The organism is Aeromonas sp. SCS5 (genome assembly GCF_001887375.1).
Classification (GTDB): Bacteria; Pseudomonadota; Gammaproteobacteria; order Enterobacterales; family Aeromonadaceae; genus Aeromonas; species Aeromonas jandaei.
Genome location: NZ_LFCS01000006.1, coordinates 359,842 through 375,184, shown reverse-complemented (window position 1 = coordinate 375,184; position 15,343 = coordinate 359,842). Strand labels below are relative to the sequence as shown.

Sequence of the window (15,343 nt, the reverse complement as noted above, 5' to 3'; positions counted from 1 at the left end):
CGGAATCCTCATGTATTCACATACACTCCGGTTCCTGCGCTGCTCTTTACCTTGTTGACAGCCTTCTCGCGACAGTCCTTGAACAGGTTCTAGATTATGAAGAATAAAAAGGGCGCCAATGAGGCGCCCTTCTTTTATTGATAGCTTTGAACGTTATCAGGCTTGCAGCCAGCTTTCGATACTGCGCTGGATGCCAGCATCGTCCAGACCGAGCAGGGCATAGATCTCCTGCTGGGTACCCTGTTCCACGAAGCGATCCGGCAGGCCGAGGTTGAGCACCGGCTTGCACTGCTTATTGCGCATCAGCAGCTCGTTCACCGCCGAACCGGCGCCGCCCATGATGGCATTGTCTTCGATGGTGACGAACTGATCGTGGCTGGCCGCCAGCGACAGCACCAGCGCCTCATCCATCGGTTTGACGAAGCGCATGTCCACCAGGGTGGCATCGAGCGCTTCGGCCGCCGCTTTGGCGTGTTGCAGCAGAGTGCCAAACGCCAGAATGGCGGTGCCTTTGCCCTCTCGAATGATGCGTCCCTTGCCAATCTCCAGCGCCTGCATCTCCTGCGAGATGGGGGTATCGCTCAGGCTGCTGCCACGTGGGTAGCGCACCGCGGCAGGCCCCTGATGGCGATAGCCGGTATAGAGCATCTGACGGCATTCGTTCTCGTCGGAGGGGGTCATGATCACCATGTTGGGCACGGTGCGCAGGAAGCTGATGTCGAACGCGCCCTGATGGGTCGGGCCATCGGCGCCCACCAGACCGGCCCGGTCGATGGCGAACAGCACCGGCAGTTCCTGCAGCGCTACGTCGTGGATCACCTGATCATAGGCCCGTTGCAGGAAGCTCGAATAGATGGCAACCACCGGTTTCTTGTCGGCGATGGCAAGACCGGCAGCAAAAGTGACCGCATGTTGTTCAGCAATAGCCACATCGAAGTAGCGATCCGGATACTGCTGGCTGAATTTCACCAGCCCGGAGCCTTCGCGCATGGCAGGGGTGATGCCGACCAGCTTTTCGTCTTTGGCCGCCATGTCACACAGCCACTGGCCGAAGATGGCGGAGAAGGTGGGCTTGGCACCACTCGCCTTGGGCAGGGCGCACTCGTCCGGATTGAACTTGGGCACGGCGTGATAACCAATGGGGTCTTTCTCTGCCGGCTCGTAGCCCTTGCCCTTCTTGGTCTTGACGTGCAGCAGCTGCGGCCCCTTGAGATTGCGCATGTTGCGCAGGGTCTCGACCAGAGCCTCGATATCGTGACCGTCGATGGGGCCGATGTAGTTGAAGCCGAACTCCTCGAACAGGGTGCCGGGCACCACCATCCCCTTGAGGTGCTCTTCGGCTCGCTTGGCCAGCTCCTTGACCGGTGGCAGACCGGCCAGCACCTTCTTGCCGCCTTCGCGGATGGTGGTGTAGAGCTTGCCGGACATGACCCGGGCCAGATGGTTGTTGAGCGCGCCGACATTCTCTGAGATGGACATCTCGTTGTCGTTGAGGATCACCAGCATGTCTTTATGGACATCGCCGGCGTGGTTGAGCGCTTCAAAAGCCATCCCCGCTGTGATGGCGCCATCACCGATCACCGCAACGACCTTGCGACCCAGCCCTTCACTCTCGGCGGCAACCGCCATACCGAGTGCGGCACCGATGGAGGTGCTGGAGTGGCCGACGGAGAGCACGTCGTACTCGCTCTCGCCACGCCAGGGGAAGGGGTGCAGACCGTCCTTCTGTCGGATGGTGTGGATCTGGTCACGGCGTCCGGTCAGGATCTTGTGGGGATAGGCCTGATGGCCCACGTCCCAGATCAGCCGATCGAACGGGGTGTTGTAGACGTAGTGCAGGGCCACGGTCAGTTCGACCGTGCCGAGCCCGGAGGCAAAGTGTCCGCTGGAGCGGCTGACAGAGCGCAGCAGATATTCGCGCAGCTCGTTGCACAGCACCGGTAGCCGCTCTTTGGGCAGGGAACGCAGCTCTATCGGGGTGTCCGCGAGGGCCAGGTTGGGGAAATTGCTAATATCAACGCTCATTTTTTAACTGTTATCCAGCGTTTAGTGGGTTCGCTCGATGATGTAATCGGCGAACGCTTCCAGAATGTCGGTATTGTAGGGCAAGGATTGCAGGGCTGTTAAGGCTTTACCGTGCAGTTCGCGAGCCAGCTCACGGGCGTTTTCGAGTCCAAGCAGGGCCGGATAGGTACTCTTCTCCAGCGCCAGATCGGAGCCTTGCGGTTTGCCCAGGGTGGCGGTGTCTCCTGTGATGTCGAGGATGTCATCCTGCACCTGGAAGGCGAGGCCGATGGCGGAGGCATAGGTTTGCAGCGCCGTCAGGGTCGCTTCGTCCACATTCTCCTTGCACAGGGCGCCAAGAGTGACGGCACACTCGATGAGTGCCCCCGTCTTGTGGCGGTGTACCTGCTCCAGCTCGGCGAGCGTGATCCGGCGACCTTCCGCTTGCAGATCCAGCGCCTGACCGCCGCACATACCGAGATAACCGGAAGCACGGGCGAGGGTGCTCAGCATGCGCACCCGGTTGGTCAGCAGTGTCTCTGGCATGGGGTGATCGGCCAGAATGGAGAACGCCAGCGTCTGCAGGGCATCACCCGCCAGAATCGCGGTGCCTTCATCAAAGGCCTTGTGAACGGTCGGCTGGCCGCGACGCAAATCGTCGTCATCCATGGCGGGCAGATCGTCGTGCAGCAGCGAGTAGGCGTGGATGCACTCCACCGCAGCGGCCGGGCCATCGAGCAGTTCGCTCTTTACCCCCAGCATCTCGCCGACGGCGTAGACCAGAAAAGGACGAACCCGCTTGCCGCCCAGCAGCAAGCCATATTTCATGGCATCGCGCAGGCGCGGCGCCATGGCGGGCAAGGATTCAAGTTGTGCTGACAGACAGTCGTCAATACGCTGACGATGCAGACGGGAAAAATGGTCCAGCGCCACTCACTCTTCTCCTTGTTCTGGCTGGAAGGGGGCAAGCTGGTCACTGCCATCGGCTTTGCTCAGCAGGATCTGGATCTTCTGTTCTGCCTGTTCCAGCTTCTGCTGGCCGGCACGCACCAGATGGACTCCTTGCTCGAATTGCTTGAGCGCCTCTTCCAGCGGGAGGGAACCTTGCTCCAGCTGATGAACGATGGTTTCCAGCTCTTCCAGAGTGGCATCAAAACTCAGACGGTCGATTTTTTTACTGGCCATGTCCATCCTCGGGGATTGAAAAAAACGGCTTATATTAACATCGACCGCCCAGCGGGGGGAGGCTGAAAACGCCAGAGCCGCAAACTCTCGACAAATCGGTCGATAATGAACTGTCTCCCCCTTCGGATGGAAACTTGCCGCCGGGGCCGCAATAGCAGAAAATTCAACGGCGTATAATAGTGCATCAGCACAGGTGACAGGAGTAGGACGTGGATCTAGGTAGTCTGATAGGCATAGTGCTGGGCTTCGGTGTGGTGATATACGGCATGCTGCTGGGTGGCCCCGTCACCATGTATGTGGACATGCCCTCTGTCTATATCACCATTCTGGGCTCCATCTTTATCGCCATGATGAAGTTCAACCTTGGCCAGTTCCTGATGGCGTTCAAGGTGGCCGGCAAAGCTTTTATGTACAAGGGCGACAAGCTGGAAGATCTCATTACCAAGGCGGTTGAGCTGGCCGATGCATCCCGCAAGGGGGGCTTTCTGGCGCTGGAAGCGGCGGAAATCCCCAATCCCTTTATGAAAAAAGGGATCGATATGTTGGTGGATGGTCACGATGCCGATGTGGTGCGTGGCGTGCTGGAGAAGGATATCGAGCTGACCTCCGAGCGTCATGTTATCGCCATCAAGGTGTTCCGTACTCTGGGGGATCTCGGCCCGGCCATGGGCATGATAGGTACGCTGGTGGGGCTGGTGGCCATGCTGGCAAACATGAGCGATCCCAAGTCCATCGGCCCGGCCATGGCGGTGGCATTGCTCACGACCCTGTATGGCGCTATCGAGGCCAACATGATAGCGATTCCCATTGCCGACAAGCTGGAGCTGCGCAGTGGCGAGGAGCGGCTCTGCCGCACATTGATCCTCGATGCCATCATGGGGATTCAGGATGGACAGAATCCGCGGGTGATCCAGACCATGTTGCAGAACTATTTGCATCAATCCAAACGCAATAACGGCGCGGAGTAGGGGGCTTTATGTCCAAATGCAAATGTCCGCCACCGGGGTTGCCCGGTTACATGGGGACTTTCGCCGATCTGATGTCGCTATTGATGTGCTTCTTCGTGCTGCTGCTCTCGTTTGCCGAGATGGATGTACAGAAGTTCAAGCAGATTGCCGGCTCCATGGAGAAGGCATTCGGCGTGCAGAATATTCTGGAAGTGAAGGATATTCCCAAGGGGACCTCGGTGATTGCCCAGGAGTTTCGACCGGGCCGGCCGGAGCCGACCCCTATCGATACCATCATGCAGCAGACAATCGACATGACCCAGACCGAGCTGGAGTTTCTGCCCGGCGAGTCGGATCAGGCTGGCGGGCAGGACAAAACCGATGGCAAGCAGACCGGTGGTGATACGGCTCAGGATGCGCACCAGGCGCAGCAACAATCCAATGAGCTGGCCAAAGCGCTCGCCGAACAGATGAAGTCCCAGATCCAGGATGGGGCGATTGAAATTGAGGCGCTGGGTCAGCAGATCATCATCAGGATCCGGGAGAAGGCGTCATTTCCTGCCGGATCGGCTTTTCTGCAGCCTCAATTCTGGCCTGTTATCCGTAAAGTTGCCGAGTTGCTCAAGGATGTGCCGGGGGAGATCACCATCTCTGGCCACACCGATAACGTGGCAACCCATGACGAGTTGTTCCAGTCAAACTGGGAGCTTTCAACCCAGCGTGCGGTAGCGGTCGCTCACCAGATGATCAAGGTGCCCGGTTTTGATCAGGGGCGGCTGGTGGTGCAGGGGATGGCAGATTCCCAGCCGCTGCTGCCCAACAATACCCCGGAGAACCGGCGGGCGAACCGGCGCGTGGAGATCTCCATCATGCAGGGCAAGCCCACTGTCTCGTCACCCATCTCGGTGCCGAAAGCAGAGTGATGATGAGTCGCAAAGCGAGATCTGCATCAGGGAGCTGACATGGATTTTGTGCCGGCTTCATATTAAGATGCCTCATCCGAACCGACTGCTGCGGCTTTCTTGCTGATCGCCGCAGCTTCTATTTTCAAGCAACCCAGGTTTCGACTATGAACCATACTCCGATGACTGTTCGCGGTGCTGAGAAGCTGCGCGAAGAGCTCGAATATCTCAAGACCGAGCTGCGTCCCCAGATTATCGAAGCGATTGCCGATGCCCGTGAGCACGGTGATTTGAAGGAAAACGCCGAATACCATGCTGCCCGCGAGCAGCAGGGGTTCTGTGAAGGCCGCATTCAGGAGATTGAAGCCAAGCTCTCCAATGCCCAGGTGATCGATGTCACCAAGATGACCAACAATGGCCGCATCATTTTTGGCGCGACCGTGACCCTGCTCAAGAGCGAGACAGAGGAAGAGGTTGTCTACCGCATCGTGGGTGATGATGAGGCCGACATCAAACAGAACCTTATCTCCGTCAATTCACCGATTGCCCGTGCCCTGATCGGCAAGGAAGTTGACGATGTGGCCATCGTCAAGACTCCGGCTGGTGACGTGGAGTACGAAGTGCTGGAAGTCGCTTATCTCTAAGCGCTGCAGTATTTGATGGGACAGGGGAGCGGGTGCTCCCCTGTTTCTCTTTACCCGGCCTGATAGGCCTCGGTAAAGGCATCCTGATGACGTTGAAACAACCAGTGGCGCAGGCGCTCTATGTCGCTTTCGCTCATCTGGAAGCTGATCGCCCAGGTGGTGCTGGCCGGGTTGGATTTGATTAACCTGACCAATCGTCCCTGCAGTGGCAGAGGTTCTTCCTCATCGAGACAGAGTTCGCCGTTGAGCTGTGTATCCGCCACCATGCCGAGAGGCATGTTCTCGACGATGAGCCCGTTGAGGGAGAGGCTGAGCACCTGATAGTGCCCTTGCTCGGTATGCAACCGCGCTTTCTGGCTGAGTCGCCAGGCGCGAGGACGGGCAAACCCCAGCTCCCTGATCACCGGAGCAGATAGACGTGGCTCGATAAAGCCATCTTCTCTTTGGGTAAAGGTGAGGGGAAAGCGTAACTGGTGTCCTGCGAAGCGGGCTTCGAGTACGAGGTTATCGGCTTTTTGCAGCAAGCCAAGCATGGGGCCGTCGAGGTGACCACTCAGGAGATGACTCTCCTGATTGCTCCCCAAGTCCCGCAGCATGGCCAGCTCATCGTCGGTTAGAATTTGATGGTGAGCCATAGCGCGTGTCCGGAAGTATTCATCGCAGGTTAAGGGGTTGGCGACTACTTTGGCAAGCGACTCGGGAAGAAGTGGAAGAAGGAAAGAGCAGCGCTCTTTCCTTTTATTTGCGGGGCAGCTGGATCTTGGGTTCGTTAGCCTGACGATAAATGGTCAGCACATGGCCCATGCTCTGTACTTTGACTGAACCGGTTTCACGGACGATGGCATCCATAACCAGTTGTTTCATCTCACGATCTTCAGACGCAACCTTAACCTTGATCAGCTCGTGATGGTTCAGTGCCAGATCGATCTCGGCCAGTACGCCTTCGGTCAGACCATGCTGACCCAGCAGGACGACAGGTTTGAGGCTGTGGGCAAGGCCCTTGAGGTACTGTTTCTGTTTGTTGTTGAGAATCATCGCAATTTCTTCATAAGTCAGGGTTGAAAGGGGCGTATTCTACCCCCACTTAGCCCTTAATACTAATAACCCTTGTGGTTTTTTAAAGTCGATTATCATGACCCAGAAAAAACATTCCCCCAGTTCAACCCGCTGGTTAAAAGAGCATTTTGACGATCAATACGTCAAAAAAGCCCAGAAGTTGGGACTGAGATCCCGTGCCGTGTTCAAGATCGACGAGATCCAGGGCAAGGACAAACTGCTCAAGCCGGGCATGACGGTGGTGGATCTGGGGGCGGCCCCCGGTGGCTGGTCCCAGTTCGCCATCGATCAGGTCGGTGACAAGGGGCGGGTGATCGCCTGCGATATTCTGCCGATGGATTCCATCGCCGGTGTCGATTTCCTTCAGGGCGACTTTCGGGAGGAAGCTGTACTGGGCGCGCTGCTGGAACGGGTCGGCCCGGACAAGGTAGATGTCGTCATGTCCGACATGGCGCCTAACATGAGCGGTACCCAGCAGGTGGATCAGGCCCGTTCCATGTATCTGGTCGAACTGGCGCTGGACATGTGCAATCAGGTATTGCGCGGTGACGGCAGTTTCGTGGTGAAAGTGTTTCAGGGAGAGGGGTTTGATGCCTATCTCAATGAAATGCGTCAACTTTTTACCACTGTCAAGATTCGTAAACCAGACTCGTCCCGCGCTCGTTCACGGGAAGTCTACATTGTGGCTACCGGTTTTAAACTGTAGTACCCTAACCTTCATCGTTAACTGTCAGTCTGCGAGGTTACTGATTTGAGTGACATGGCGAAAAATTTAATCCTGTGGCTGGTCATCGCCGTCGTGTTGATGTCGGTGTTCAATAGCTTCAGCCCCAGCGATACCTCAAGTCGCCAGCTGGACTATTCCAGCTTCGTTAAAGAGGTGACCCAAGAGCAGATCCGTGAAGTGCGGATGGACGGTAAGGTCATTAATGGCGTCAAGCGTACTGGTGAGCGTTTCACCACCATCATTCCGGCGCCGGATCCCCAGCTCCTCAACGACATGCTCAATCACAACGTCAAAGTGATGGGCGAGAAGCCGGAAGAGCCGTCTTTGCTGACCTCAATCTTCATCTCCTGGTTCCCGATGCTGCTGCTGATCGGTGTCTGGGTCTTCTTCATGCGTCAGATGCAGGGCGGCGGTGGCAAAGGTGCCATGTCGTTTGGCAAGAGCAAGGCTCGCCTGATGAGTGAAGATCAGATCAAGACTACCTTTGCCGATGTTGCAGGTTGCGATGAAGCCAAGGAAGAGGTGAAGGAGCTGGTCGACTATCTGCGCGACCCGAGCAAATTCCAGAAACTGGGTGGCAAGATCCCGACCGGCGTACTGCTGGTAGGCCCTCCCGGTACCGGTAAAACCCTGCTGGCCAAGGCCATTGCGGGTGAGGCCAAGGTGCCTTTCTTCACCATCTCGGGTTCCGATTTCGTGGAGATGTTCGTGGGTGTCGGTGCCTCCCGGGTACGCGACATGTTCGAGCAGGCCAAGAAATCCTCCCCCTGCATCATCTTCATCGATGAAATCGACGCCGTCGGTCGCCAGCGTGGCGCCGGTCTGGGCGGTGGTCACGATGAGCGTGAGCAGACTCTTAACCAGATGCTGGTCGAGATGGATGGCTTTGAAGGCAATGAAGGCATCATCGTCATCGCCGCCACCAACCGTCCTGACGTACTGGATCCTGCACTGCTGCGTCCGGGCCGTTTCGACCGTCAGGTTGTGGTTGGTCTGCCAGATGTTCGTGGTCGCGAACAGATCCTGAAAGTGCACATGCGCAAGGTTCCGTTGGCTGATGATGTCAACCCGGCGCTGATTGCCCGTGGTACTCCCGGCTTCTCCGGTGCTGATCTGGCCAACCTGGTCAACGAAGCTGCGCTCTTCTCTGCTCGCGAGAGCCGCCGTGTGGTCTCCATGGCAGAGTTTGAGAAGGCGAAGGACAAGATCATGATGGGCGCAGAACGCCGCTCCATGGTGATGAAAGAGTCCGAGAAGGAGATGACGGCCTATCACGAAGCTGGTCACGCCATTATCGGTCGCGTGGTGCCGGATCATGACCCTGTCTACAAGGTTTCCATCATTCCGCGCGGCCGTGCGCTGGGTGTGACCATGTACCTGCCTGAGCAGGATCGCTGGAGCCACTCCAAGCAGCATCTGGAGTCCATGATCTCCAGCCTGTATGGCGGTCGTCTGGCGGAAGAGCTGATTTACGGTGCCGAGAAGGTATCGACCGGTGCGTCCAACGATATCGAGCGAGCTACCGACATCGCCCGCAAGATGGTGACCCAGTGGGGTATGTCCGAGCGTCTCGGCCCGATGCTTTATGCGGAAGAAGATGGCGAGGTGTTCCTCGGTCGCAGCATGGCCAAGGCCAAGCACATGTCCGACGACACGGCTCGTATCATCGATGCCGAAGTGAAGCAGGTCATTGATCGCAACTACGACCGCGCCAAGCAGATCCTGCTGGATAACATGGATGTACTGCACAGCATGAAAGATGCGCTGATGAAGTACGAAACCATCGATGCCAAGCAGATCGATGATCTGATGGCTCGTCGCGAGGTTCGTGCCCCGAGCAACTGGCACGACGAGCACGGAGATACGCCACAAGGCGGATCAACTGTTGCAGCCGAGCCCAAGCAGGCAGCTGCGGACGAGAGTGCTCCGGCTGCGGATGCCAATATCGACAAGGCCAACGACATCCCGGCTAAATAAATCCTGTTGTTGAAAACCCCGGGCTTGCCCGGGGTTTTTATTTTGCGAATGGAAGTGAAGATGCAGCTGATTAGCAAGGGGCTTAGCCTCTCTCTCGAACGTCCCCATGTGATGGGGATCCTCAATGTGACTCCCGACTCCTTCTCCGATGGCGGCCATTTCAACCAGATTGAACGGGCTGTGGCCCATGCCCGTCAAATGGTGGCGGATGGGGCGACCCTTATCGATATCGGCGGCGAGTCAACCCGTCCGGGAGCGCCGGATGTGAGTGAGCAGGAGGAGCTGGACAGGGTTATCCCGGTTGTTGAACGACTGGTGAGCGAATGTGATGTGATGCTCTCGCTTGACACCTCCAAGGCGGTAGTAATGAGAGAAGGCTGCAAGGCTGGGGCTCATTTGATCAACGATGTGAGGGCGCTGCTGGAGCCGGGAGCGCTTGATGCTGCCGCTGAAGCGCGCGTTCCGGTTTGCCTGATGCATATGCAGGGGCAGCCGAGAACCATGCAGGTCGAGCCGCACTATGATGACCTGGTCGGGGAGGTGAAAGTCTTCTTTGACGAACGGATCGCAGCTAGCCTGGCCGCAGGAATAGCCCGTGAGCAGCTGCTGCTGGATCCGGGCTACGGTTTTGGCAAGACGCTGGCACACAACTATCAGCTGCTGGCCGCCCAGCGAGAGTTGCTTGACTATGGTCTTCCGCTCTTGGTGGGAATGTCGCGAAAGTCTATGATAGGCAACCTGCTGAACCGCCCTGTGGGTGAACGTCTGGCTGGCAGTCTGGCTTGTGCCCTTATCGGCATGCAGCACGGAGCCAGGATTATCAGGGTTCACGATGTGCGGGAGACCATGGATGCGTTGCGGGTTGGCTGGCAGGCCATGACGGGACAAGATTTCATTTCCAGATAAAAAAGAGAACAGACTATGGCAAGAAAGTATTTCGGCACAGATGGTGTGCGCGGCAAAGTTGGCGAATATCCCATTACTCCTGATTTTGTAATGAAGCTGGGCTGGGCCGCGGGCAAGGTGCTCTCCAAGAAGGGCACCAAAAAGGTGCTGATTGGCAAAGATACCCGAATTTCTGGCTATATGCTGGAATCAGCGCTGGAAGCGGGGCTCTCTGCCGCCGGTCTCAAAGCCATACTGATGGGCCCAATGCCCACTCCGGCAGTAGCCTACCTGACTCGCACCTTCCGTGCCGAGGCCGGCATCGTTATCAGCGCCTCGCACAATCCCTTCTATGACAACGGCATCAAATTCTTCTCCGCTGACGGTACCAAACTGCCAGATGATGTCGAGATGGCTATCGAAGCCGAGCTTGATCACGAGCTCAAGTGCGTCGAATCAGCCGAGCTTGGCAAAGCCGTGCGTATTGATGATGCCGCGGGCCGCTATATCGAGTTTTGCAAGAGCACCTTCCCTTCCAACATGAATCTGGACGGATTGAAGATGGTGGTCGATTGTGGTCACGGCGCAACCTACCATATCGCGCCTTCTGTGTTCCGCGAATTGGGGGCCGAAGTGATCACCATGGGCTGCTCTCCGGATGGTCTCAATATCAACGATGGCGTTGGCTCGACTGCGCCCGAGGCACTGGTTGCCAAGGTGCTGGAGTACAAGGCGGATCTCGGCGTGGCATTCGATGGTGACGGTGATCGCCTGATCATGGTGGATCACACCGGCTATCTGATCGACGGTGACGAGATCCTCTATATCATCGCACGGGACGCCTTGCGCAACGGTCGTCTCAAGGGCGGTGTCGTCGGCACCCTGATGGCCAACATGGGTCTGGAACTGGCGTTGCAAACCCTGGGTATCCCGTTTGCCCGTGCCAAGGTGGGCGACCGCTACGTGCTGGAGATGATGGAAGAGAAGGGCTGGCGTATCGGTGGCGAGAACTCCGGCCACATCATCTGTCTTGATCAGACCACCACGGGTGATGGCATTGTGGCCGCCCTGCAGGTGCTCACTGCCATGCGCAGTGCCGAGATGCCGCTGGCCAAGTTGCGCTCCGGCATGAGCAAGTTCCCGCAAGTACTGGTGAATGTTCGCTTTGCCGAAGGCAAGGATCCGCTGGCTGCAGAAGCAGTCAAGCAGGAGGTCGCCAAGGTTGAACATGAGCTGGGCGGTCGTGGCCGAGTGTTGTTGCGTAAATCAGGTACCGAACCGCTGATCCGGGTCATGGTGGAAGGGGAGCACGAGCAACAGGTGCGTGATATGGCTCAGCGCATTGCCGATCAGGTCGAATCGGCGTTTTAATGAGCGTCCAGGGCGGCTTTTTAGCCGCCCTGGTTGTATCTTGTTCAATCGATTCAAAAAAATGAAAATAGCACTTGTCAGCTGACAATCCTCTGGATATTATCAGCCCCGCTTTCGCAAGGGAGTTGCCGATGGGACATCGCAAGCCGTTTGTAGCAGCCAACTGGAAGTTGCACGGTAGTAGGTCGCAGTTAGAGCAGTTTACGAGTCAGTGCCTGAAAGGTGTTGATGATGACGTAGATGTTGTTCTATGTCCATCCCATGTGCATCTCGACTTTACCGCTTCAATGCTCAATGAGCAGAAGATGATAAGGTTGGGGGCTCAGAATGTGAGCCAGCACGAGACGGGCGCTTACACGGGTGAGGTGTCGTGTGAGATGCTGGTCGAGGCAGGGTGTCGATACGTATTGGTAGGGCACTCCGAGCGCAGGCGTCTCTTTGGTGAGACCAGCTTTATTGTCGCAGAGAAGTTTGCGGCAGCCAGAGCGGCAGGTCTGATTCCCATCCTCTGTTTGGGTGAGTCAGGTGCAGCAAGGCAAGCGAGAAGAACCTTCGAGGTGATCGCAGAAGAGCTGGATATCGTCATAGAGAAAAATGGCGCGATGGCTTTCGATAATGCTATCATCGCCTACGAGCCGATTTGGGCTGTAGGTACAGGTAAATGCGCCACACCCGAGCAGGCACAAGAGGTTCATTCCTTTATTCGTGGTCGCTTGGCGGAGGATACTCCGGTAATAGGTGAGAAGATCAGAATCATCTATGGTGGGAGCGTGACGCCGACCAATGCGAGAGATTTGTTTGCCCAACCCGACGTAGATGGCGGTTTGATAGGTAGAGCGAGTCTCGATAGCGATGCGTTTTTAGGAATTGTTGAAGCGGCAAAGGGTGCAAGTTAAATGTACGAGATTCTTTTGGTCGTTTATCTGCTGGTTTCACTGGCTCTGATTGGTCTGGTGATGATTCAGCAAGGTAAAGGGGCTGATATGGGCGCCTCCTTCGGCGCAGGGGCATCGAACACAGTATTCGGCTCCAGTGGTTCAGGCAGCTTCCTGACCCGAACAACAGCGATTTTGGCTACTCTGTTTTTTGTAATTAGCTTGGTGCTTGGCTCTATGTCCAGCAACAAGGTAAAACAGGGCAGTGAATGGGAAAATCTGCAACAAACCCAACAGGTTGAGCAGACCAAAGCGCCAGTGAAGAAAGATACTGACGTTCCCGAGTAAGAGTTTTGCCGTGGTGGTGGAATTGGTAGACACGCTATCTTGAGGGGGTAGTGCTCTAGGGTGTGCGGGTTCGAGTCCCGCCCACGGCACCAATTAAGCAGTGACCCGGGTAACCGGGATGTTATAGCCAAGTCAGTCTTGTATAGAAAGAATGAAGTGGCTATAATCTCGCACGATTTCGGACGCGGGGTGGAGCAGCATGGTAGCTCGTCGGGCTCATAACCCGAAGGTCGTCGGTTCAAATCCGGCCCCCGCAACCAAATTTCACGCATTTCCTACGCTCAGGAAGGCGGTCGCTGCGAGGCGACAATCAGGGTAAAGCGCCAAGCCCCGATTTGACATCGGGGCTTTTTGTTATGTGCGATTTACTCTGAATCGATATCTATCTGGGCTTTATGCCCTTTTTTTGTTTTTCGGAGGGTGACTTTGGCTACGTTGGAACAACGTTTGACCGATCTGCTCGAGGCTCCGGTCGTTGCCTTGGGTTTTGAACTTTGGGGTATTGAGTTTATCCGCGCGGGTAAACACTCCACCTTGCGCGTCTATATCGACGGCGAGCAGGGCGTGACCGTTGAGAACTGTGCTGAGGTCAGCCATCAGGTTGGCGCCATTATGGACGTAGAAGATCCTATCACCGAGGAGTATTACCTCGAGGTATCTTCCCCGGGTCTGGATCGCCCCCTGTTCAAGGTTGCCCAGTTCGAAAAATACGTTGGCCAAGAGGCGGCGGTAACGCTTCGGATGGCAACAAACAACCGCCGCAAGTTCAAAGGCGTAATCAAAGCCGTGCAGGGCGACATGATCACTCTGACGGTAGATGGTAAGGACGAAGTGTTGGCTTTCACCAATATCCAAAAAGCGAACATTGTGCCGAACTTTGGTTAACGAGGCTATCGGATATGAATAAAGAGATTTTGCTGGTCGTTGACGCAGTATCCAACGAGAAAGCTGTACCCCGCGAGAAGATCTTCCAGGCTCTGGAGACTGCGCTGGCGACTGCGACCAAGAAGAAATATGAAGGCGAGATTGAAGTGCGCGTTGAAATCGATCGCAAGACCGGTGACTACGACACCTATCGCCGTTGGGTGGTGATTGCGGATCAAGCCGCAATGGAGAACCCTTATGCCGAGATCACTCTGGAAGCAGCCCAAATCGAGCAGCCGGAGATCCAGATCGGTGAGTACGTTGAAGACCAGATCGATTCTGTCACCTTCGACCGTATTACTACCCAGACTGCCAAGCAGGTTATCGTGCAGAAAGTGCGCGAAGCCGAGCGTTCACAAGTCGTTGACCAGTTCAAGGACAAAGAAGGCACCATCATCAGCGGTGTGGTCAAGAAGAGCAACCGCGACAACGTGATCCTGGATCTGGGCAGCAATGCCGAGGCCGTCATCTTCCGCGACGACATGCTGCCGCGTGAAACCTTCCGTCCGGGTGACCGCGTTCGCGGCCTGCTGTATGCAGTACGTCCGGAAGCGCGTGGTTCCCAGCTGTTCGTCAGCCGCTCCAGCCCTGACTTCCTGAAAGAGCTGTTCCGCATCGAAGTACCGGAAATCGGTGAAGAGATGATCGAAATCATGGGCGCGGCCCGTGATCCGGGTTCCCGTGCCAAGATCGCGGTGAAGACCAACGATCGTCGTATCGACCCGATCGGTGCCTGTATCGGTATGCGTGGTGCCCGTGTTCAGGCCGTCTCCGCCGAGTTGAGCGGTGAGCGTGCCGACATCGTGCTGTACGATGACAACCCCGCCCAGTATGTGATCAATGCCATGGCGCCTGCCGATGTGGCCTCCATCATCGTTGATGAAGACAACCACACCATGGATATCGCCGTGGAAGCCGCCAACCTGGCTCAGGCCATCGGTCGCAACGGCCAGAACGTGCGTCTGGCTTCCCAGCTGACCGGTTGGGAGCTGAACGTGATGACCGTCGAGGACATGCGTGCCAAGCACCAGGCCGAAAACGACCGCATCATGAACCTGTTCACCAGCACTCTGGATATCGACGACGATTTCGCCGGCCTGCTGATGGAAGAGGGTTTCTCCACTCTGGAAGAGATCGCCTTCGTACCGGTCAATGAACTGCTGGCTATCGACGGTCTGGATGAAGACATGGTCGAAGAGCTGCGCAAGCGTGCCAAAGATGCACTGACCACCAAGGCGCTGGCCAAAGAGGAGTCCTTCGATGGCGTCGAGCCGTCTGAAGACCTGCTCAATCTGAACGGTCTGAGTCGCGAACTGGCTTACGCTATGGCCGGTCGTGGTGTTGGTACCCTGGAAGATTTGGCTGAGCAAGGCATTGATGACCTTGCTGGTATTGAAGGGCTGACTGCCGAGAAGGCTGGTGAGCTCATTATGGCTGCTCGCAATATCTGTTGGTTCGGAGAAGAGCAGTCTTAAGTAAGATCAAACGGAGGAAAATG

The 15,343-nt window shown here is 56.5% G+C and carries 16 protein-coding genes and 2 tRNA genes; 13 read left to right on the top strand and 5 right to left on the bottom strand.

The window, feature by feature from the left end:
* Positions 1-156: 156 nt before the first annotated feature.
* Genes dxs through xseB form a run of 3 tightly spaced genes read right to left on the bottom strand, consistent with a single transcriptional unit; the run spans position 157 to position 3,189 of the window.
* Positions 157-2,025 carry a 1-deoxy-D-xylulose-5-phosphate synthase gene (gene dxs / locus BS300_RS09565; RefSeq protein WP_071912373.1) on the bottom strand — a complete coding sequence of 623 codons (1,869 nt, stop codon included), beginning with the start codon at positions 2,023-2,025 and terminating at the stop codon, positions 157-159.
* A gap of 21 nt (positions 2,026-2,046) precedes the next feature.
* Positions 2,047-2,937 (bottom strand): (2E,6E)-farnesyl diphosphate synthase, encoded by an 891-nt coding sequence (gene ispA / locus BS300_RS09560; protein WP_041207969.1) that lies wholly within the window; start codon positions 2,935-2,937, stop codon positions 2,047-2,049.
* Positions 2,938-3,189, bottom strand: a complete 252-nt coding sequence (gene xseB / locus BS300_RS09555) for an exodeoxyribonuclease VII small subunit (RefSeq protein ID WP_041207970.1) — start codon at positions 3,187-3,189, stop codon at positions 2,938-2,940.
* 209 nt (positions 3,190-3,398) lie between these two features.
* On the opposite strand from xseB, the gene pomA reads away from it, so the two are divergent.
* The 3 genes from pomA to greA all read left to right on the top strand — a co-directional run bounded on the left by pomA (position 3,399) and on the right by greA (position 5,682).
* The gene (gene pomA, locus BS300_RS09550) at positions 3,399-4,157 is read left to right on the top strand and encodes a flagellar motor protein PomA (protein ID WP_041207971.1); all 759 of its coding nucleotides are present in this window, start codon (positions 3,399-3,401) and stop codon (positions 4,155-4,157) included.
* Between the two features lie 8 nt (positions 4,158-4,165).
* Positions 4,166-5,059 carry a flagellar motor protein MotB gene (locus tag BS300_RS09545; protein ID WP_071912372.1) on the top strand — a complete coding sequence of 298 codons (894 nt, stop codon included), beginning with the start codon at positions 4,166-4,168 and terminating at the stop codon, positions 5,057-5,059.
* Between the two features lie 146 nt (positions 5,060-5,205).
* On the top strand, positions 5,206-5,682 hold the full coding sequence (gene greA, locus BS300_RS09540; RefSeq protein WP_041207974.1) for a transcription elongation factor GreA: 477 nt from the start codon (positions 5,206-5,208) through the stop codon (positions 5,680-5,682).
* Between the two features lie 50 nt (positions 5,683-5,732).
* Here greA and BS300_RS09535 read toward each other — a convergent pair whose 3' ends face one another.
* Entirely contained in the window at positions 5,733-6,317 is a 585-nt protein-coding gene (locus BS300_RS09535) for a PilZ domain-containing protein (protein WP_071912370.1), read from the bottom strand.
* A 103-nt stretch (positions 6,318-6,420) separates the two neighbouring features.
* The gene (yhbY, locus tag BS300_RS09530) at positions 6,421-6,717 is read right to left on the bottom strand and encodes a ribosome assembly RNA-binding protein YhbY (RefSeq protein ID WP_033114153.1); all 297 of its coding nucleotides are present in this window, start codon (positions 6,715-6,717) and stop codon (positions 6,421-6,423) included.
* Positions 6,718-6,814: 97 nt separating this feature from the next.
* Between yhbY and rlmE the strand changes: the two genes are divergently transcribed.
* The 10 genes from rlmE (at position 6,815) to nusA (ending at position 15,320) form a co-directional block, all read left to right on the top strand.
* The gene (gene rlmE, locus BS300_RS09525; RefSeq protein WP_071912369.1) at positions 6,815-7,444 is read left to right on the top strand and encodes a 23S rRNA (uridine(2552)-2'-O)-methyltransferase RlmE; all 630 of its coding nucleotides are present in this window, start codon (positions 6,815-6,817) and stop codon (positions 7,442-7,444) included.
* 45 nt (positions 7,445-7,489) lie between these two features.
* Positions 7,490-9,442 (top strand): ATP-dependent zinc metalloprotease FtsH, encoded by a 1,953-nt coding sequence (gene ftsH, locus BS300_RS09520; RefSeq protein ID WP_071912367.1) that lies wholly within the window; start codon positions 7,490-7,492, stop codon positions 9,440-9,442.
* 60 nt (positions 9,443-9,502) lie between these two features.
* Positions 9,503-10,348 (top strand): dihydropteroate synthase, encoded by an 846-nt coding sequence (gene folP, locus BS300_RS09515; RefSeq protein WP_071912365.1) that lies wholly within the window; start codon positions 9,503-9,505, stop codon positions 10,346-10,348.
* Between the two features lie 15 nt (positions 10,349-10,363).
* Positions 10,364-11,698, top strand: coding sequence for a phosphoglucosamine mutase (gene glmM, locus BS300_RS09510; RefSeq protein ID WP_071912363.1), 1,335 nt, complete (start codon positions 10,364-10,366; stop codon positions 11,696-11,698).
* Positions 11,699-11,829: 131 nt separating this feature from the next.
* Positions 11,830-12,594, top strand: coding sequence for a triose-phosphate isomerase (gene tpiA / locus BS300_RS09505; protein WP_071912362.1), 765 nt, complete (start codon positions 11,830-11,832; stop codon positions 12,592-12,594).
* Positions 12,595-12,921 (top strand): preprotein translocase subunit SecG, encoded by a 327-nt coding sequence (gene secG / locus BS300_RS09500; protein WP_005343541.1) that lies wholly within the window; start codon positions 12,595-12,597, stop codon positions 12,919-12,921. It begins immediately after the preceding gene.
* A gap of 7 nt (positions 12,922-12,928) precedes the next feature.
* Positions 12,929-13,013: transfer RNA gene (locus BS300_RS09495), tRNA-Leu, on the top strand.
* A gap of 91 nt (positions 13,014-13,104) precedes the next feature.
* Positions 13,105-13,181 (top strand) — tRNA-Met (locus BS300_RS09490).
* Positions 13,182-13,347: 166 nt separating this feature from the next.
* Entirely contained in the window at positions 13,348-13,806 is a 459-nt protein-coding gene (gene rimP, locus BS300_RS09485) for a ribosome maturation factor RimP (RefSeq protein ID WP_005343544.1), read from the top strand.
* Between the two features lie 14 nt (positions 13,807-13,820).
* Positions 13,821-15,320 carry a transcription termination factor NusA gene (nusA, locus tag BS300_RS09480; RefSeq protein ID WP_041207982.1) on the top strand — a complete coding sequence of 500 codons (1,500 nt, stop codon included), beginning with the start codon at positions 13,821-13,823 and terminating at the stop codon, positions 15,318-15,320.
* The last annotated feature ends 23 nt before the right edge of the window (positions 15,321-15,343 follow it).